General features: G+C 71.4%; 17 protein-coding genes. 5 read left to right on the top strand and 12 right to left on the bottom strand.

Features of this window, described 5'->3' with window-relative positions; genetic code table 11:
- Positions 1–179: 179 nt before the first annotated feature.
- Positions 180–908: a hypothetical protein gene (locus ACRAKI_RS05615; protein ID WP_447005980.1), complete on the bottom strand. Its 729-nt coding sequence runs from the start codon at positions 906–908 to the stop codon at positions 180–182.
- Between the two features lie 177 nt (positions 909–1,085).
- Complete coding sequence (locus ACRAKI_RS05610; protein WP_447005979.1) at positions 1,086–1,790, bottom strand: hypothetical protein; 705 nt, start codon at positions 1,788–1,790, stop codon at positions 1,086–1,088.
- A 234-nt stretch (positions 1,791–2,024) separates the two neighbouring features.
- Between ACRAKI_RS05610 and ACRAKI_RS05605 the strand changes: the two genes are divergently transcribed.
- Positions 2,025–2,327, top strand: a complete 303-nt coding sequence (locus tag ACRAKI_RS05605; protein ID WP_447005978.1) for a hypothetical protein — start codon at positions 2,025–2,027, stop codon at positions 2,325–2,327.
- 148 nt (positions 2,328–2,475) lie between these two features.
- Positions 2,476–3,105 (top strand): HD domain-containing protein, encoded by a 630-nt coding sequence (locus tag ACRAKI_RS05600; protein ID WP_447005977.1) that lies wholly within the window; start codon positions 2,476–2,478, stop codon positions 3,103–3,105.
- On the opposite strand, the gene ACRAKI_RS05595 is transcribed toward ACRAKI_RS05600, so the two are convergent.
- The 6 genes from ACRAKI_RS05595 to ACRAKI_RS05570 all read right to left on the bottom strand — a co-directional run bounded on the left by ACRAKI_RS05595 (position 3,080) and on the right by ACRAKI_RS05570 (position 8,329).
- Entirely contained in the window at positions 3,080–3,652 is a 573-nt protein-coding gene (locus ACRAKI_RS05595; protein WP_447005976.1) for a 1,2-dihydroxy-3-keto-5-methylthiopentene dioxygenase, read from the bottom strand. The genes ACRAKI_RS05600 and ACRAKI_RS05595 overlap by 26 nt on opposite strands.
- A gap of 6 nt (positions 3,653–3,658) precedes the next feature.
- Positions 3,659–4,240 (bottom strand): methylthioribulose 1-phosphate dehydratase, encoded by a 582-nt coding sequence (gene mtnB / locus ACRAKI_RS05590; RefSeq protein ID WP_447005975.1) that lies wholly within the window; start codon positions 4,238–4,240, stop codon positions 3,659–3,661.
- Positions 4,237–4,902 (bottom strand): acireductone synthase, encoded by a 666-nt coding sequence (gene mtnC, locus ACRAKI_RS05585; RefSeq protein ID WP_447005974.1) that lies wholly within the window; start codon positions 4,900–4,902, stop codon positions 4,237–4,239. Before mtnC ends, mtnB begins: the two co-directional genes overlap by 4 nt.
- Entirely contained in the window at positions 4,899–5,903 is a 1,005-nt protein-coding gene (locus tag ACRAKI_RS05580) for a s-methyl-5-thioribose-1-phosphate isomerase (RefSeq protein ID WP_447005973.1), read from the bottom strand. Before ACRAKI_RS05580 ends, mtnC begins: the two co-directional genes overlap by 4 nt.
- Positions 5,903–7,102, bottom strand: a complete 1,200-nt coding sequence (locus ACRAKI_RS05575) for an acyl-CoA dehydrogenase family protein (RefSeq protein WP_447005972.1) — start codon at positions 7,100–7,102, stop codon at positions 5,903–5,905. The genes ACRAKI_RS05580 and ACRAKI_RS05575 overlap by 1 nt, the downstream gene beginning before the upstream one ends.
- 93 nt (positions 7,103–7,195) lie before the next feature.
- The gene (locus ACRAKI_RS05570) at positions 7,196–8,329 is read right to left on the bottom strand and encodes a hypothetical protein (RefSeq protein ID WP_447005971.1); all 1,134 of its coding nucleotides are present in this window, start codon (positions 8,327–8,329) and stop codon (positions 7,196–7,198) included.
- Between the two features lie 116 nt (positions 8,330–8,445).
- Between ACRAKI_RS05570 and ACRAKI_RS05565 the strand changes: the two genes are divergently transcribed.
- Positions 8,446–10,713, top strand: coding sequence for an ATP-binding protein (locus ACRAKI_RS05565; RefSeq protein ID WP_447005970.1), 2,268 nt, complete (start codon positions 8,446–8,448; stop codon positions 10,711–10,713).
- Positions 10,714–10,721: 8 nt separating this feature from the next.
- Here ACRAKI_RS05565 and ACRAKI_RS05560 read toward each other — a convergent pair whose 3' ends face one another.
- Both ACRAKI_RS05560 and ACRAKI_RS05555 read right to left on the bottom strand, forming a co-directional pair.
- On the bottom strand, positions 10,722–11,894 hold the full coding sequence (locus tag ACRAKI_RS05560) for a hypothetical protein (protein WP_447005969.1): 1,173 nt from the start codon (positions 11,892–11,894) through the stop codon (positions 10,722–10,724).
- The gene (locus ACRAKI_RS05555) at positions 11,891–12,994 is read right to left on the bottom strand and encodes an XRE family transcriptional regulator (RefSeq protein WP_447005968.1); all 1,104 of its coding nucleotides are present in this window, start codon (positions 12,992–12,994) and stop codon (positions 11,891–11,893) included. Before ACRAKI_RS05555 ends, ACRAKI_RS05560 begins: the two co-directional genes overlap by 4 nt.
- Positions 12,995–13,272: 278 nt before the next feature.
- Between ACRAKI_RS05555 and ACRAKI_RS05550 the strand changes: the two genes are divergently transcribed.
- The gene (locus ACRAKI_RS05550) at positions 13,273–13,428 is read left to right on the top strand and encodes a hypothetical protein (RefSeq protein ID WP_447005967.1); all 156 of its coding nucleotides are present in this window, start codon (positions 13,273–13,275) and stop codon (positions 13,426–13,428) included.
- A gap of 65 nt (positions 13,429–13,493) precedes the next feature.
- Positions 13,494–14,321 carry a hypothetical protein gene (locus ACRAKI_RS05545; RefSeq protein WP_447005966.1) on the top strand — a complete coding sequence of 276 codons (828 nt, stop codon included), beginning with the start codon at positions 13,494–13,496 and terminating at the stop codon, positions 14,319–14,321.
- A gap of 199 nt (positions 14,322–14,520) precedes the next feature.
- On the opposite strand, the gene ACRAKI_RS05540 is transcribed toward ACRAKI_RS05545, so the two are convergent.
- Entirely contained in the window at positions 14,521–17,238 is a 2,718-nt protein-coding gene (locus ACRAKI_RS05540) for a helix-turn-helix transcriptional regulator (RefSeq protein WP_447005965.1), read from the bottom strand.
- Positions 17,239–17,248: 10 nt separating this feature from the next.
- Complete coding sequence (locus ACRAKI_RS05535; RefSeq protein ID WP_447005964.1) at positions 17,249–18,235, bottom strand: zinc-binding dehydrogenase; 987 nt, start codon at positions 18,233–18,235, stop codon at positions 17,249–17,251.

Below are 18,235 nucleotides of genomic sequence, written 5' to 3'. Positions count from 1 at the left end.
GGCCGCCCCCTGGATCAAGTGAGGTAGCGCAGGTCACACACACCGAGGGCCGCCCCCGCGGGTTGCGGGGGCGGCCCTCGGCGCTGTGCCGGCTCCTGCGTCGGACTCCTACGCCGGGCTCCGGCGTAGGCGCCGTGCGTCGGCGCCTACGCCGGATTCCCGGGCCGGATCGACGTCGGTCAGCGACGCAGCAGGCCGCGCAGCTTCGGCGACGCGACGAACGCGGCGCCGGCGGCGACCAGGCCGAGGCCGACGATCAGCATCCAGCCGCCGTCGAAACCGGTGTTGGCCAGGTCGTCCTCATCCGGACCGGTCCCCGCGGCCGGGGCCTCGGTGGTCGTGGTCGTCGCGGGGGCTTCGGTCGTGGTCGCCGGCGCGGTGGTCGTGGTCGTGGTCGTCGTCGTCTCGCCCGGCGCCTCGGTCGTGGTGGTCACCGGGGCGGACGGCGTGGTGGTGGTCACCGGGGTGGACGGGGTCGTGGTGACCGAGTCGTCCTCCTCCACGCAGAAGAACCAGTGGCTGATGTCCGCGGGACCGCCGCTGGAGTTGTTCGGCGCGACCAGCTTCTCCCAGTCCAGGTCGCCGAGCTTCTCAGCGGTGTAGACGTTGGAGTTCTTACCGCCCTTGACGACGACACCGGTCACGACGTAGCCGTCGAGGCCACCCGTGATGGTGATCGACCGCTTGCCGTCCGCGGTGTGGGGCAACGTCGACTTCGTGGAGCCGGGCGGGAGGTCGCCGTCCATCGCGGTCCCGGGCAGGCCGGCCTTCTCGCAGACGTTGTCGTGGTCCCATTCGAGGTTGCCCTCGACGATGACCGCGCGGGGGTCGGGGTCGACGGGGGTCGGCGTGGCCGAGGCCGTGCTGCCCAGCAGAAGACCACTGGTGGTGACGGCGAGTAGCGTCACTGCTCCGAGAAGGCGGCGGGGGTTCATGCGCATGGGTGCTGCTCCGCAGGGGTCGAGGGGTGACCGATGGATCGAACCGCATCGGCCACCCCTCTATCGAGTTAGCCCGTTCGCATGAAACGGGTTGCCGCCCGATCGTTATGCATCAGTGATGTCGACCGTCTCTCCCTTTCGGACTCAGCGACGCGCTCGGCGGCGGAACTTCGACGCCAGGAGCACCGCTCCACCCGTCGCGACCAGGGCCGACCCTCCAATGAGGAGCCACAGAGCGTTGAAACCGGTGGCGGCGAGGTCGTCGTCCGAGCCGGGGACGCCGACGCCCGCGTGCTTCGTCGTGGTCGTGGTGGCCATGGCCGGCGTGGTCGTCGTGGTGGTGGCGGGATGGGTGGTCGTGGTGACGCCCGGCGAGGTCGTCGTCACGGTCGGGGCGGTCGTCGTGGTCGGCGCCGTCGTGATGGTCGTCGGCATCGTCGTGGTGGGGGCCGTCGTCGTCGTGGCGGGAACGTCCACGCAGACGAACCAGTGGCTGATCGCGGCGGGGTTCTTGCCGCTCCCGCTCAGCGGCGAGTGCAGGTCGAGCCAGGGCAGCGGACCGAGGTTGCCGGCCGGGTAGACGTTGTAGGCGGGGCCGCCCTTCACCACGACACCGGTGACCACCGTGCCGGGCGGGAACGCCGTGATGTCGATGTAGGTGCCGTCGCTGGTGAACGTGCCTTCGGGCATCGTCGCTTCGGTGCCGGGCAGGCCCACCACCTCGCAGGCGTTGCCGGGCTGACCTATGTCGACGTTGCCCGCCACGGCGGTCGCGCGTGGATCGCCCGACTCGGGTGCCGGCTGGGCCGATGCGCCGGCGGCGAGCACTCCCGCCGCGAGCGTGGCCAACAGGAGTGCTGTTCCGAACAGAGTGCGAGGTGCCGTGCACATGAACGCTCCCACGTGACTCGATGAACTGTCCGGCCGATCTGTTCGATCCGCCGTTTGGACTATCGACGCCCTCCGTTTGGACGCATCCGTTTGATGCCGATCCGTTATGACACGTCCGGGTGGAATATGAGGTGGCAGGCGTGGAAACGTCCGTCGTGCCGCGTGGGGTCGGGGTGGGCCTCGTTCGCGGCGATGCCGGCCGAGCTGCACACCGAGCTGCCGCACCATCCCGGACCACCACCCGGATTCGGGCCCTTGTCCGATGTGGACTCGGCGTTGTCGGTGCTGGGCCGGCCGGCGCAGCCGCTGCACGGCGACTCGCGCGCCCGCAACGTCCTGATCACCCGGGTGGTCCGGTGTGGAACGACTTCGAGGACGCCTGGCGCGGTCCGGTCGGGTGACCTGGCGTTCTGGCTGGAGCTGCGCGCGCTGCACGGCGAGTGCTGGACCGGGGTGCGGGAGGTCCACCGGACCCGACCGTCCTCGCGGCCCTGATCAGAGCGCCTCGGCAGCCGGTCGGCGCGGGCGTCGGGTCGGCACGGGCATCGGGTTGGTGCTGTGCGGTCTGGTGACCAGGCCGGGTGGCACGATCGACGCCGGTCCCGCGCCCGAGGGCGGCGCGGCCTTCACGTGAGGTTGCCCCATGCGCGAGCTGACTGAGCGAGAACTGGAGGCCCGGTGGCACGAGGCGGTCCGCGAGCTGGGCGGCGCGCACGGCCCCGGCGACCTCGCCGACCGTTACGCCGAGCCCCATCGCGGCTACCACAACACCGACCACGTGCTGGCCGTCGTCCGCGACGTGGACGTCCTCGCCGAAGCCGACCGCCGCACCGCGCGTGAACGGGCCGTCCTCGCGCTCGCCGCCCTGGCGCACGACGTCGTGTACGACGGCAAGCCGGGTGAGGACGAGCGCCTCAGCGCCCAGTGGGTCCGCGCACGGCTCGCCGGGCTCCCCGAGGCGGACCAGGTGGCGCGGCTCGTGCTGGCCACCGTGGACCACGCCTCGGACGACCCGCTGACGTGCCTGCTCCTGGACGCGGACCTGGCCGTCCTCGGCTCCGACCCGGTCACCTACCAGCGTTACCGGACCGCCGTGCGCGCCGAGTACGCGCACGTCCCGGACGACGCGTGGCGGGTCGGCCGGGCGAAGGTCCTGCGCACCCTCGCCGAGCGCGACCCGCTCTACGTCACGCCGCACGCGCGTGAGCGGTGGGAGGCCCGCGCCAAGGCGAACCTCGCCGTCGAGATCAGCTCGCTCGGTGACCCGCGGTGAGCGCGTCGAACGTCGGGAACGACCGGGCGATGTCGCTGCCGGTGAAGTTGCCGACCCAGCCGTCGTCGTCGTGGAAGAACCGGATCGACACGTAGTCCGGCCGGGTGCCCATGTCGAACCAGTGCGTGGTGTTCGCGGGCACGCTCAGCAGGTCGCCCGCCTCGCACAGGATCGCGTGCACCCGCTCGTCGACGTGCAGGTAGAAAACCCCGGAGCCGCGCGCGAAGAACCGGTCCTCGTCGTCGTCGTGGGTGTGCTCGGCGAGGAACTTCAGCCGCGCCTGACCGGCCGACTCCAGCCACGCCGGGTCGTCCGACGGGGTCATCTCCATCGCGTCGACCAGGGTGTAGCCCTCGGCCTCGGTGACGCGGGCGACCCGCTCGGCGTACACCTCCAGCGCGTTCTCGCCGGTCACACCGGGCACGACCGGCCACTGCTCGTACCGGACGCCCAGCCGCTCCAGCTCCGCGGCGATCTCGTCGGGGTCGGCGGTGCGCACCACCACGGTCTCCGGGTCGGTGTCCGGCCACACGGTCAGCAACGTCATCGCGTCTTACCCCCTCGTCTCGACCTTGAAGCGCAACAGCCACTCCAGGCACTCCAGCCGGTGCCGGGCCTGGCGCAGGTCGTCACCCCACACGTACACCCCGTGCCGGGCCACGATCAAGGCCGGCACGTCCGCGCGGAAGCCGGCCTCGAACGCGTCACCGAGCACCCGCATGTCCTGGCTGTTCGGCACGACCGGGACGAGGACCGACTCGTGCGCCTGCCGCCCGAAGCCCTTCAGCATCTCCAGGTCGCTCAGCGCGACGCCGTCCGGCCAGTGCTCGGCCGCGACCACGGGGGCGAGGGCGTGCACGTGGACCACCGCGCCCGCGCCGGCCACCGCCGCGATCCGCCCGTGCAGGCCCGCTTCGGCCGACGGCACGCGCACCGGGTCCTCGGTGCGGCCCTCGGCGTCGACGACCACCACGTCGTCGGGCGTGAGTTCGCCCTTGTCCTTGCCGCTGACCGTCACCGCGAGCCGCAGCGGGTCGCGGTCCACGACCACGGACAGGTTGCCCGACGTGCCGCGCATCCACCCCATCGCGGTGTACCGGGCGCACTCGGCGGCCAGTGCCTCACCCGGCGTCACAGGGCGGCCACCGTCCGGTGTGGACCGAAGTCCGCGTCGCCGTAGGGCTCGCCGGGACGCGCGACGCCGACCGTCCGCCAGCCCGCCTCGGCGGCGGCGTCCAGTTCGGCGGGCACGTCCGAGTAGAACGTGATGTCACCGGAGTCGAGCACGGACGCGATCTTCAGGTACGACGCCGCCTCGCGCTTCGGGCCCGCGTTGACGGTGTCGAAGTGGTACTGGAACAAGGAGGTCAGGTCGCCGTCCGCGGTGTGCGCGAAGAACGCCACCTGGCCTGCCACCGAACCCGACGAGAACACCGCCAGGTCCTTGCCCTCGTCGTGCCACTTGCGCAGGGCGGGCACCACGTCCGGGAAGAACTCGGCCACCAGGTCGCCTCCCGCGTAACCCCGCTGCCAGATCAGGCCCTGCAACGTCTTCAGCGGCGTGACCTTCCGGTCGGCGTCCATCCAGCCGTGCAGGACGCGCACCAGCTCGTCCGTGCCGCCGTCCACACCGGACAGCTCGCGGATCTGCGCGACGGCCTCGACCACGGCCGGGTCGTCGGGGTGCTCGTCGATCCACGGGCCGAGCCGCGGCCGGGCGTAGTCGTACAGCGTGACCAGGACCTGGTCGGTGGCGCTGAGCGTGCCCTCGATGTCCAGCACAACCCACTCACTCATGGACGTTCCTCAACGTAGTAGTCAGCCAGGCCGTGCGGAGCGTACGCACCGCGGTCGGTCACCACCGAGGTCACGAACCGCGGCGGCGTGACGTCGAAAGCCGGGTACAGGCCGCGGGCCCGTCCGGTGGCCGTGCGGCGGCCGAGGGTGCGCAGCACGTCGTCGCCCGACCGGTACTCGATCGGCACGTCGGCGGCGGTGGGCGCGAGCCGGTCCGGCGCCTGCACCATGGCCAGGAACGGCACGTCGAAGGCGTGCGCGGCGACCGCCAGGCCGAGCGTGCCGACCTTGTTGACCACGTGCCCGTCCATCGTGACGCGGTCGGCGGCGGTGAGCAGCACGTCCACTTGGCCGGTCGACATGACGGCCGCGCCCATGCCGTCGGTGATGAGGGTCGTGTCGACGCCCATCTCACCCAGCGTTTCCGCGGTCAGGCGGGCGCCCTGGAGGTACGGGCGGGTTTCCGTGCAGACGAACCGCAAACGCTTGCCCATGGCTTGAGCAGCGGTCACGGTCTCGGTCAGGTAGAGGTCGGCCCAGCAGTGCGTCAGCACCGCGCCCTCGTCCGGCAGCAGCTCCGCGGTGTGCTCGCCCAGCTTCCGGCTGCGCGTGCGGTACCGCTCGTCCCCCGCCTTCGCGCCCTTGAGCGCGCCGGCCTCGACGTCGTCGTCCTCGGCCACGCCCGCCAGCACGGCGGCGACGGCCTTGCGCAGGTGGTTGTTGGTGCGGCGGGTGGCGATGAGGAGCTGTCCGGCCTGGTCGAGGGAGGCGCGGGCCTGGTCACGCGGCAAGCCGCGGGCCTCGCGGGCGGCCAGCACCATGCCCCACAGGGCGGCGAAGTACGGGCCGGAGGACTGCGTGACCATGTCCTCGATGGCCTTCGCGACCTCGGCGACCGTGCCGCAGCGCACCCACGTCCGCTCGAACGGGAAGTTCCGCCGGTCCAGGATGTGCACGCCATCGTCTTCGAGGCGCACGCTGCGTGCGAGCAACGGTTCCATCAGCTGTACCCGGTGTACGGGGCGTGCTCGCCGGTGAGGAAGTACGCACCGACCTCGCGGGCCTTGTACGAGACCGGGTCGTGGAGCGTGAGCGTGCGGGCGTTGCGCCAGAACCGGTCGAACGCGTACCCGGCCGCCGTGGCGCGGGCGCCGCACAGCTCGAACACGCGGCTGGTGGTCTGGTTGGCCACCTTCGTGGCGACGACCTTGGCCGACGAGATGGCGGCGGCGGTCTCGGCGCGTTCGGTCCTGGTCAGCTCGACGCCGCGCTCGGACGCCCGGTGCAGCCGGTCCGAGGCGTGGTCGGTGAGGAAGCCGGCGGCCTGCGTCTCGGACACCAGCTCGCCGTAGGCGCCGAGGACGTACGGGTCCGAGGTGGCCGTGTCCACGCCGCTGAGGAACCACGGGCGCGTGGTCGTGCGGGTGTACTGGGCGGCTTCGGCCAGCGCGCCCTCGGCCATCGCCACGCACAGCTGGGCGAGCACGAGCTGGAAGCCCAGGCCGGCGAGGGAGAGGCGCGGGCTGGTCTCGTCGTGCACGCCCAGGACCTGCTCGGCGGGCACGTGCACGTGGTCGAACACCACGCCGCCGCTGGCGGTGAGGCGCTGGCCGATGTTGTCCCAGTCGCGGGCGTAGGTGATGCCGTCGGCTCTCGCGTCGAGCGTGAACGTGATCTTCTCGTCGGTCCCGGTGTGGGTGGCGCTGACCACCAGCCGGTCGGCCACCGAGGCGCCGGTGGCGAACGTCTTGCGCCCCGTGACCTCGAAGCCGCCGTCGACGGGCCGCAGCTCCAGCGCCGCGTCCAGGGGGTTGCTGACCCCTGCCCAGAAGACGTCAGCCGAGTAGACGTCGGCTGAGCAGACGTCGGCGGAGTGGACGTCGGCGGAGTGGACGTCGACAGTGACGACGACGTCCCCGACCGGCACGGACGCGCGGTCGAACAGTCCGCTGCGCCAGACCTGGAGGTAGTGGTACCCGAGGAGGTGCCCGACGTTGGCGTCGGCCGCGCCGACCACCCGGGTGACCGCCTGCTGGGTGGCCCAGTCGCCGATCGCCAGCACACCGGACCGCCGCAGCGCGTCGACCTCGGCCACCGGCTCCGCACCGCGCCGATCCCGTTCCGCCGCGTCCACCCGCAACGCCGTGGCCAGCTCCTCGGCGACGGTCAGCCACTTCTGCCGACCATCGGTGCTCGTCATCCCACGCCTCCCGCTCGTCCGCGTTCCAGCAGGCGAGCCTAATCGCCGGCGAGCGCGCGGAACTGAGCGTTCCGCCACATGGACACCTGCCGGTCAGCGCGCCACGTACATCCCGTGGCCGGCCAGTCCCAGCACCTCGATCGAGTTCCGCAATCCGACCGCGCCCCGCTGGAAGCCCTCGACGTGCGCGGCCCACGTCCGCCGGTCCTGCGCGAGCGCTTTCAGGTACCGCACGCAGAGGGACGGTGGAATTGCCTCACACCGCTTCCGCGCGGCCCGCAGCGCGACCTCCATCCGCAACGCCTCGTCGGCCTGCCGAGCACTCGACCTGATCCATTCCAGGATGTGGTCGATCAGCTGCACCCGGCCGAGCAGGAACTCCCACCAGTAGTCCTCATCCATCGCGAAATCGACGGCGCCATCGTCGTCCAGCAGCGTGAAAACACCCTCTGCGATGCAGTCACCGAACTCTTCCATCTGTGCCCGCAACTCAGTGGCGAACGGGTCGTACGGCCTCTGCAGCACCTCACCGGTTACGGCTGACCGGCGAAGGCCCCAGTTATCGAGGAGAAAGAACCAGTCCTCGTTGTATATCGTCGGGAAGAACGACGTTATCGACTCGTGGCCGATCACGAGCGCGCCGCCGCCGATGAACGTGCCCTGCGCACCGCCGCTCTCGCGATAAGCGTGGCAGACCACCGAGTTGTCCGGAAAACCAACTTGGTTCAGCCCGACGACCGCATAACCCGCAGAGATGAGACCGGCTGCCCCGTCGAGGTCGACGGGTCTCGGCACGGTGATGTCGTCGTCCAGGAACGCCACCCTTTCCCAGCCGAGCACACGCATCACCAGCAGGCCCAGGTTGCGCTTGAAGCTGATGTCCGTGTGGACCTCGAACTCCGTGTAGCGCAGAACCCTCGTCGTAGCCAGTTGGGGCATGAGCCATCTCGGCAACCTCTCGATGTCGATGACCAGCATCTCGACGCCCCTGGTCCGAGCCAATTTCGCCGTCCGCTCAGGTGAGGCGTCGCCGCTGGTCAGCACCACCAGAGGCCGAGCAAGTGAGACAGCGGCGTCGACCGCCTGCTCGAGGTAGCGCCAAGACCGGTTGGTGGGCACGATGATGGCGTCGATCGCACCGGGCGGGCAGTCGCAGATGTCCACAGCGGTCAGCAGCTTGCTGTGCGAGGCGTGTTGCTCCACTGATGAAGGCACGATGGCGTTCAACGCAGGTCCTCCGGCCACTCGAAGAGGAAGTTCCCCTGATCGGGTCGGCGAGACCCGCTTTGGGCGTACTCGGCCATGGCCACCCGTCGATAGGCTCCGCCTCCAGGGGGCGTTGAATGTCGAACGAGCATCGGGCCGACACGGCCAACACCGTTTCGACCGCGACCGGTGGGCCGGGCGCGGTCGTTCAGGCGGGGTCCATCACAGGGGACGTGCACCTGCACTCCACCCGCTCGGGCGCGTTCCCGCCCCCGCACGAGTTGCCACCCGACGTGCACGCGTTCACCGACCGGCTGGAGCAGCTCGCCGAGATGGACCTGCTCCTCGCGTCCACCGAAGGACCGCCGTCCACTGCGGCAGTCGTGATCTCCGCGGTCTCGGGCACGGCCGGTGTCGGGAAAACGGCCTTCGCCACCCACTGGGCGCACCGGGTCAGCGACCGGTTTCCCGACGGGCAACTCTACGTCAACCTGCACGGATACGGTCCGGCCAAGCCGGTGCCGCCCGAGGAAGCCCTCGCGGGCATGCTGCGCTCGTTGGGCGTGGCGAACTCCGACATCCCGCACGACGCGGACGAACGCGCGGCCAGGTTCCGCAGCATCGCCGCGGGTCGGCGACTGTTGATCGTGCTGGACAACGCGCGTTCCGCCGACCAGGTCCGGCCACTGCTGCCGGGTACGTCTTCGTGCCTGGTGCTCGTGACCAGCCGCGACGCGCTGCCGGGCCTCGTGTCCCGCGACGGCGCCCGTCGGGTGAACCTCGACCTCCTGCCGCACGCCCAGGCCGTGGTCCTGTTGCGCATGCTGATCGGACCCCGCGTCGATGCCGAACCGGAGGCCGCCGACGCGCTCGTCAGGCATTGCGTCCGGCTGCCGCTGGCGCTGCGGATCGCGGCCGACCTGGTCACCACGAGCCCGGAGGCGACGCTCGCCGAGATGGTCGCCGACCTCGCGGACGAGGAGAACAGGCTCGACCTGCTCGACGCCGGTGATGACCCGTACACGGCGGTGCGTGCCGTGCTCTCCTGGTCCTACCGGAACCTCGGACCCGCGCAGGCACGCGCGTTCCGCCTGCTCGGCCTGCACCCAGGTCGTGACTTCGAGCCGGTCGGCGCCGCGGCCCTGATCTCGTGCACGCCCGCGCAGGCACGTCGGCTGCTCGACGCGCTGGTGCGGGCGCACCTGGTGGAGCGGACCAGGATCGGCCGCTACCAGATGCACGACCTGCTTCGCGTCTACGCGGCCGACCTCGTGGCGCACGAGGAGTCGGAAGAAGCACAGGAGGCCGCCCTGCGCCGGCTGTTCGACTTCTTCCTGCACACCGCGTCGCTCGCCATGGAGATTCTGTTCCCCCAGGAGCGGGATCGCCGACCGGCGCTGCCCACAGCCGACGGTCCTCGGGTCGACCTCGTCGACGATGACGACGCGGTGCGCTGGCTGGAGGCGGAGCGGACCACGCTCTCGGCCGTGGCGGCCCGCACCACACACACCACCTGGGCGGTCTACGCGAGCCTGCTGTCCACGACCCTCTACCGGTTCCTGGACAGCCACGGTCACTTCGACGATGCCGTCACCCTGCACAACCTCGCGTTGGAAGTGGGTCGGCAGCAGGACGACAAAGCGGTGGTGGGGCGGGCGTTGCACAACCTCGGGGCCGTCTACCAGCGCCTCAGCCGCTACTCGGACGCCCGTGAGCACCTGGAGGAGGCGATCGACGTGCTGCGGCGGATCGACCTGCCGAAGGTGCACGCGTTGGCGCTGGCCGATCTGGGCCACGTGCACATGCTCCTCGGCCGGTACGACGAGGCATTGGAGTGCGACGCACGCGCCTTGCGGCTGTTCGAGAGCGAGGAAGACCGGACGGGTCAAGGACAGGTACTCAACAACATGGGACTCGTGCTGGACCGGTTGCGACGGCACGAGGAATCGGTCGAGTCCACCCAGCGGGCGCTCGCGCTGTTCCGGGAGACCGAGGACCGCCCCCGGCAGGGGTACGCCCTCAACGACATCGGTGTGGCGCTCCAGCACATGGAGAGCTATCCGGAAGCGTTGGTCTACCACCGGGAAGCCCTCGCCCTCGCCCGCGCCACGCACGATCGAGCGCTGGAGGCGGAAGCGCTCAACGGCCTGGGAAACGCCACCCGGCGGGCCGGTTCCGCGGAGTCGGTGCTGGAGCTCCACGAAAGTGCGCTCGCCATCGCCCTGGACATCGGGGACCGCCACGAGCAGGCGCAGGCCCACGAGGGCCTCGCCGGCGCGCATGAAGCGTCGGGGAACGTGACCGAAGCCCTGGAACGATGGCAACAGGCGCTGAACATCTACGTCGACCTCGGTGCTCCCGAAGCCGACGAAGTCCGTCGCCGGATGGCTGACCTGCGAGGCTGACGTCACCGCTACCCGTTCGCGGGACGACCGGGGCGGTAGCGGTGCAGGAGACCCAGGTCGGCCAACAGCTTCTGAACGGGTCGACCGCCGTGCCGCCGCTGCCGGGCCTCGACGTGGTCGCGCCACAGCCGGCGGTCTTCTCGCCAGGCGGCCAGGTAGTCCACGCACAACTGCGGCTCGATGAGCCGGTTGCGCCCACCGGCGGCCTTCAAAGCGGCGATCATCCTGGCCTTGTCGGCGGCGTCCAGCTCGGCGTCGCCGACCATGGCGATGACCTCGTCGATGAACCGCCTGCGCCGACCGAGGAACCGCCGCCAGTACGCGACCGTGGCGTCGGCCGGGGCGTGTCCGGTGTCGAGCAGCCCGAACAACCCTTCGGCGAGGCAGTCGCCGAGTTCCTCGGTGCGGGCCCGCATGGTGTCCCGGTACGGGTCGTACGGTCGCTGGACGGCATTCCCCGTCACCGCGGACGGGGCCAACCCGTTGTCGTCGAGCAGGAAGAACCAGTCTTCGTTGTAGATGTTCGGGAAGAACGACGTGAACGACTGCCGGCCGACGGCGAGTGCGCCGGTGCCGATGAACGTGTCCTGGGCGCCGCCGGCTTCGCGGTAGGCGTGGCACACGACCGAGTTGTCCGGGTACCCGCTGACCGAGAGCCCGACCCCGGTGAAGCGGTCGAGCAGTCCGACGGCGTCGGCGAGGTCGTCCGGGCGCGGGATCACGACGTCGTCGTCCACGTAGACGATCCGCTCCCACCCGGCCACGGCCGCCAGCATCAGGCCGAGGTTGCGCTTCAGGCTGGTGTCGGTGCGGCGGTCGAACTTGCCGCCGCCCGCGCGCAGCATCGTCGTCGTCCGGAACTCCGGCAGGAGGTCGGCGGGCACCTCCGCGATGTCGACGGCGACGATCTCGACACCTTCCCGTTCGGCCAGCGCGGTGGCGGCGTCGGCGGACGAGTGGCGGCTGCACAACGTGACCAGCGTGCAGCGGTGGTGCTTCGCGAGCGCGACGACCGTTTCCAGGTAGGCCGCGGGCCGCGAGGTCGGCACGATGATGGCGTCCACCCGTGCCGGCTCGGCGACGGCGTCCCGGGCCAGCAGGTGCCGGTGGGACGCGCTGTGGTTCGCGGACCGGGAGCCGTGCGGCTCGTGTCCCACGAGCGCCGTGGCTGCGACGTTCAACTCCGGCCCTCCGGCCATTCGAAAAGTCGTGACTCGGGCGTGTTCCAGTCCGGCGTGACCACCTGGCCGTTCACCACGGACACCCTCGTGAGGAGCCCGTACGACTCGAGGTCGGGGAACCGCTGCTCCAGGTAGTCCGCGTTGCGGTCGCGGAACCGGCCATCCGTGAGCGCCCGCACGACGCCGAGGGTCCCCCGGCCGTACATGCCGTTGCAGATCGTCACCGTTCGCTTGTGGTTGAACGGGTTCGTGCCGCGGTAGAAGTGCGCGACGTCCTCTTGGAGGGTCTCGCGACCGCGGAACTCGGCCAGCTTCGGCGCGAAGAGGCGTTCGGCGCCGTCCTCCGCGTGCACGACGAACCCGCCCGACTCGGACTCGTCGTGCCGGGCGACCTGGGTGACGGGCATGTCGACCCGCGCCAGCAGTTCGCGGGTCAGCACGTTCCAGTCGACGCCGCCGAGCAGCACGAGGTGGGTCGTGTAGTCGTCCGGTTCCAGGTCCGAGGCGATGCGGAAGTTGACCTGGCTGCGCGGGTTGATCGCGCGGATGTGGCCGTGCAGTTCGATCAGGGCGTCCAGGTCGGCGTACGTGTAGAGCTCGACGTAGTCCGGCTGGGTCGGGTCCGAGTAGGGCATCTTCGCCCGCATGTCGGCCGGCAGCTGCGCCACCACGATGGTGATGACGTGGCGGTCGTCGAAGTACCAGAAGCCGCGGTTGGGCTGGTCCGCCGGGGACGTGCCGCCGGCTTCGCGTCGTTCGGCTGCCCGAAGGTCCGTGAGCTCGCGCAGGAGCTCTTCGCGGCGGCGCTGTTCGTCGGCGGTCAGCTCGTCCACCGGGATCAGCCGGTAGGGGCGGTGGGCGACGGAGCGCTTGGTGGCGAAGAACGTGGCGTAGGCGGCCAGGCGGTGCAGCGGGGGCGTCCTGGGCTTGGTGCGGCTCTCCCACGACGACAGGAGCGGGACGCTCGCCGGCTTCTCGGCGCTGAACGCCTCGGCGAGGTCGCTCTGCGTGATCGGGACGTCGGGCCACTGTTCCTCGCGGAGGGCGCGGAGGCGGTGCGCCAACAATTGGGAATCCCCGGTCACGGCCACGTCCGACACGCGAGCGCCCCTTCAGTGAACTTCAGCGCATGAACTGAAGAGGGAAACATACACGACTGCGACGAAAAGTCACGCCCCTATACCCCAGAAGGGGGGTTGTCAGTCATGTACAGCCACCTTACCCTCAAGTTACTGAGGTTCAGTCAACTTCAGCGATTAGAGGTGAAGTTCACCCAGGAAGCCATCCGGGGGTCGCTATGAACACGCTCACCGCGTTAGCTCACACGTCCGGGACCACCGAGTGGTCCCCTATCGTCGTCATGGTCATGATGGGCGCGATGGCGCTGGTCCTGGGCCTGGCGAAACTCCTCCGCCGAGTTCTCGGCATGCTGACCCGGGTACTCCTGTCGGCCGGCGCGGCCATGACCGGGCTCGCCACGATGCTCGCCCTGTGCACCGTGATGACCACCGTGCTGCTGGTCTACGCGCGCTGAACCGCCGCGTGCGGCTCACCCCTTCGACTACGGTATGCGGGCCCGTATCGGAGGGGAGTCGCACGATGGACCTGTCGCGCAGATCGTTCCCGGGGGGAACGGCGGTCGCCGTCCGGGTGACCGCGACCCTCGGGACGGCCGCGTTGGCCGAGGCCACGGCTCCGGGTCCACGTCGGACGTCCACACCGCACCTGCTGGAAGCCGAGCAGTTGGTCGGCTACCTGTCGCTGCCGGCGTGCCCGTTGGGCAACAACACGTACAAGGAGCCGGACCAGCCGAACGTGGTCCGGTGGGGCTCGCCCGGTGACGCGTCCGGGTGGGTCAACCAGAGCCAGTGCGCGTCGTTCCTGACCGCCGTGCTCAGGCGGACGTACCGGTGGGCGACGCCGCGGTTCTTCAGCCGGCACTTCGGTTTCGCCAGCCCGTTCGCGCGCGACTACCGGTTGGCGTTCGCCGAGCGGGAGATCCCGCACTTCGAGCCCGTCACGGCGGTGGCGGACCTCCGCCCGGGTGACCTGATCGCCATCGACTACCGCAACGACCAGGACACCAACACCGGGCACGTGGTGATGGTGCGGTCGGTCAAGGGCGTCTACACCGCGCCCAGCCCGAGCCTGAACTTCACCGGCGAGACCCAGTACGCGGTGGAGGTCGTCGACTGCACGTCCGAGCCGCACGGGGTGTTCGGGGTGGGCAACTACTCCCGGTTCCCGGACAACCGGATCTTCAACGCGACCGCCGAGACGGACGGCGCGGGCTACGGGCACATGATGTTCTACGCCTCCGACGCCACCGGCGGGTTCGCCCGTTACCGGTGGAGCGTCAACACGTCGTCCGCCGGCACGTTCACCACGGCCCAACGCCCGGTCGCCGCCGCCCGCGTACTCGCCTGACCCACGCGAGCCCTCCACTCAGACACCGCGAGTCGTCCAGTCCGGCACCCCGAGTCGTCCAGTCCGGCACCGTGAACCTGCCAGTCGGACACCGGGAACCTGCCGGTCGGGTTTCCGAGCGTGGCCCAGGGTGCCTGAACGCGAGGTTCGCGGTGTCTGAGTGGAGGGCTCGCGGTGCCGGAGTGGAGGGCTCGCGGGGTTAGGGGTGGGTTAGGCGGGACAGGGCGGTGCGGGTGGTTACGCCGAGCTTGGGGTAGGCCTTGTAGAGGTGGTAGCCGACGGTGCGGGGGCTGAGGAAGAGCTGGGCGCCGATGTCGCGGTTGCTCAGGCCTTCGGCGGCCAGGCGGACCACCTGGAGTTCCTGCGGGGTCAGGGTGCTCAGCGGGTCCGGGCCGGGGACGGCTCGGCTTTCGCCGGTGGCACGCAGTTCCGTGCGGGCGCGGGTGGCCCACGGGGTGGCGCCCAGGCGCTCGAAGAGGTCCGACGCGGAACGCAGGTGGGTGCGGGCGTCGGTCTTGCGCCGCGCCCGGCGCAGCCACTCGCCGTACAGCAGTTCGGTGCGGGCGCGTTCGAACGGGCGGCCAGCGTCGGCGCGGTGCAGGTCCACGGCTCGGGTGAACCACTGCTCGTCGTCGGTGATCAACGCACGGCAGCGCGCCGCGACGCCCTGCGCCCACCGCCGGCCGGTGTTCAGCGCCCACTCGTCGTACCAGCCGGCGGCGTCCTCGGCGGTGGGGCGCTTGCCCACCCGGACTGCCGCTTCGACCAGGTCGGGCAGGCTGGAGAGGGCGTACAGGCGGTGCGCGCCGGCGGCGACGTCGGCCAGCCGGTCCAACACCGCGTCGTGACGGCCGGAACCCAGGTTCAGCAAGGCGAGCGCGCAGGCGGCGCGCACCGACTGGGGTGGGCCGCCGGTCAGCGTCGCCACCAGTTCCTCGCACCGGGCGTCGTCGCCCTCGATGGCGGCCAGTTCGGCGAGCACGCTGGACAGGTAGCCGACGCTGAACGTCTGACCGATGTCCGCCGCGATCCGCATGCCCTCCTCGGCAGCGGCACGGGCGTCGCGGTGCTGTCCGAGGTGCAGGCGACCACGTGCCAGGTAGGCGAGCGCCCGGGGCAGGACGCCGAGTGCGCCTTGGGCGCGGGACTGGCGTTCCAGCTGGGAAGCCCAGTCGTAGGCGGCCTGGTCGTCGCCGAGCACGAGGTGCCACCACGCGGTGAGCGCGTTGCCCGGTCCGCCGACGTACGGCGAGCCGAGCAGCGTCCGCAGCGCCGCCATGCCACCGGGCACGTCACCGCCGTCCAGGCCCACAGCCGCCCGCGCGGTGAGGCGCGTGTCCTCGGCGCCGGGCAGACCGTCCGCCAGTGACGCGATCTCGCGGACGGCGTCGAGGTCACGACCGGCCCACGCGTGCTGGGCGGCGAAGAACAGCATCTCCCCCGCCAGGTCCGGTTCCGTCGGCCTGGCGCACATCGCGGCGCGGACGAGCTGCTGCGACGCCTCCGCCAGACGTCCCTGCTCGCTCGCCAACCTGGCTTGGACGCGCGCCACCCGCGCCTTGTCGACGTGGTCCGTCATCAGGTCCCACGCCTGGTCGGCGAGCACGGCCGCGCGGTCGAACTGGCCCGCCGCACCGGCCGCGCCCGCTCCCGCCGCGAGCCGCTGTCCGCGCCGCACCGGGTCCGGGCTCAACTCGGCCGCGCGCTGGTAGGCCGACGCCACCGCCACGTACCCGCCCCGGCCGCGTGCGTCCTCGGCGGTGCGGGCCAACGCGGCGGCCACGTGCTCGTCCGGTGCGGTGGTCGCGGCGGCGAGGTGCCAGGCGCTGCGGTGGTCGTCGTCGAGCACGTCGGCCAGCGCCTTGGCCAGGGCCTCGTGCACGGCGAGGCGGTGGGCCAGGGACGCGCTCTGGTAGGCGGCGGCGCGGATCAGGGGGTGGCGGAACGTCAGCCGGCCTTCGTCGGAGCGCAGGAGTTGGCGTTGCTCGGCGACTTCGAGGTCGTCCAACGACGCGCCGAGCAGGCCGGCGGCTTCGAACACCACGCCCGGATCGCCGGTGTCGTCGGCGGCGGCGACCAGGAGGAGGGTGCGGGTGCGTTCGGGCAGGGTGCCGATGCGGTCGGCGAACGTCTGCTGGATGCGGCTGTGCATGGGGAGGGCGGCGACGCGGTAGGCGTGCGCGGCGGGCAGGTGGCCTTCGCGTTGGGCGGCGGGGAGTTCCAGCAGCGCCAACGGGTTGCCGCGCGCTTCGTGGGCGATCCGGTCGCGGACGTAACGCGGCAGGTCGGCGGCGTGCTCTTCGAGGAGGGCGGTGGCGTGCTCGGGGGTGAGTCCGGTGAGGCGCAGTTCGGGGAGGCCGGGCGCGGGGAACGGCGGTGCGTGCAGGTCGCGGGCAGTGAAGATCATCGCGATGCCTTCGGCCTGGAGGCGGCGTGCGGCGAAGACGAGCGCTTGCGCGGAGCCCTGGTCCAGCCAGTGCGCGTCGTCGACCAGGCAGAGGACGGGTCCTCGCTCGGCCAGGTCGGCGAGGAGGGTGAGCACGGCGAGGCCGACCAGGTAGTGGTCGCCGCCATCGGAAGGGGCGAGGCCGAGTGCGCCGCGCAGGGCGGCGGACTGGTTGGGCGGCAAGGCGTCGACGCGGTCCATGACGCCGCGGAGGAGCAGGTTCAACCCGGCGAACGGCACCACCGACTCCGGCTCGACCGCCGTGCCGCGCAACACCCGGAACCCGGCCCGACCGCCACCATTCCCGCCACCGGGGCGGTCCGAGGTTGCTTGGAGGGCGGCGTGGGCGAGCAGGGCGGACACGCCGATGCCGGCCTCGCCGCGCACCACGAGCACACCGCTGCGACCGGCGCGGGCGTCGGCCAGGAGACCGTCGACCACCGCCAGCTCTGCGGACCTGCCGTGCAGCATGGTCCCGACCCTAGCCGGCGTCCGGGACCAGGACGACCTTGCCCATGGTCCGCCGGTCCTCCATCGCCGCGTGCGCCCGCGCCGCCTCGGCCAGCGGGAACGTCTGCACGACCGGGGTCAGCCGTCCGCTCGCCGCCTCCGCCAACGCCCGCGCCTCCAACGCCCGCAGCCCACCGGCCCGCTTCGCCACGTGCGGCCCGACGGCGACGGTCGCGGTGAGGGAGCGTTCGAACAGGTCGGCGGTCGACACCCGGACCAACTCCCCCGACGACCCCCCGAACATGACCAGCCGTCCACCCGGCGCGAGCAGGTCCAGCGCGCCACGCCCGACCTCGCCGCCGACCCCGTCCAGCACCGCGCTCACCTCACGCCCACCCAGCTGCGCCACCACGTCGCCCTGCCACCCGTCCCGCTGGTAGTCGACCGCGATCCCCGCACCGGCCCGCAGCACCGCCCGCCGCTTCTCCCCGCACCCGAACAGCCCCACGACGACCGCCCCGACCCGCGAAACCCCCTGCACCAGCAACGTCCCGACACCACCGGCGGCACCGGTCACCAGGACCACGTCGTCGGGACAGACCGCCGCCGCGTCCAGCACGCCCAACGCCGTGCCGCCGGTGCAGATCATCGCCACCGCCGCCGCGAACCCGAGCCCAGCGGGAACGACGTGCACAGCGCCGACCTCCCGCACCGCCAGCTCCGCGTACCCCCCGCTGGCCAGACCGAGCTGCGTGACCACACGAACGCCGAGCCACGAAGGGTCGACGCCGGGGCCGACCGCGTCGACCACGCCCGCGACCTCACTGCCCGGCGTGGTGGGGAGGTCGGGCAACGGCACCCACGTCCCGCACCCACGCCGGATCACCGCGTCCACCAGGTGCACGCCCGCGGCACGCACCGCGATCCGCACCTGGCCGGACCCCGGCTCCGGGTTCACGACCTCTTCCCACCGCAGCGAGTCCGCCGAGCCGAACGCGTGCAGACGGATGGCACGCAC

This window comes from Saccharothrix isguenensis (assembly GCF_052936305.1).
The sequence above is the reverse complement of the archived record's forward strand: the minus strand, read 5'-3'. Positions and strand labels throughout refer to the sequence as shown.

Bases quoted from the DNA above. Each gene is read 5' to 3' on its own strand.
- ACRAKI_RS05605 (WP_447005978.1), top strand. From the start codon at position 2,025: ATGCCGGCCGAGCTGCACACCGAGCTGCCGCACCATCCCGGACCACCA.
- ACRAKI_RS05600 (WP_447005977.1), top strand. From the start codon at position 2,476: ATGCGCGAGCTGACTGAGCGAGAACTGGAGGCCCGGTGGCACGAGGCG.
- ACRAKI_RS05595 (WP_447005976.1), bottom strand. From the start codon at position 3,652: ATGACGTTGCTGACCGTGTGGCCGGACACCGACCCGGAGACCGTGGTG.
- mtnC (WP_447005974.1), bottom strand. From the start codon at position 4,902: ATGAGTGAGTGGGTTGTGCTGGACATCGAGGGCACGCTCAGCGCCACC.
- ACRAKI_RS05580 (WP_447005973.1), bottom strand. From the start codon at position 5,903: ATGGAACCGTTGCTCGCACGCAGCGTGCGCCTCGAAGACGATGGCGTG.
- ACRAKI_RS05575 (WP_447005972.1), bottom strand. From the start codon at position 7,102: ATGACGAGCACCGATGGTCGGCAGAAGTGGCTGACCGTCGCCGAGGAG.
- ACRAKI_RS05565 (WP_447005970.1), top strand. From the start codon at position 8,446: ATGTCGAACGAGCATCGGGCCGACACGGCCAACACCGTTTCGACCGCG.
- ACRAKI_RS05550 (WP_447005967.1), top strand. From the start codon at position 13,273: ATGGCGCTGGTCCTGGGCCTGGCGAAACTCCTCCGCCGAGTTCTCGGC.
- ACRAKI_RS05545 (WP_447005966.1), top strand. From the start codon at position 13,494: ATGGACCTGTCGCGCAGATCGTTCCCGGGGGGAACGGCGGTCGCCGTC.
- ACRAKI_RS05540 (WP_447005965.1), bottom strand. From the start codon at position 17,238: ATGCTGCACGGCAGGTCCGCAGAGCTGGCGGTGGTCGACGGTCTCCTG.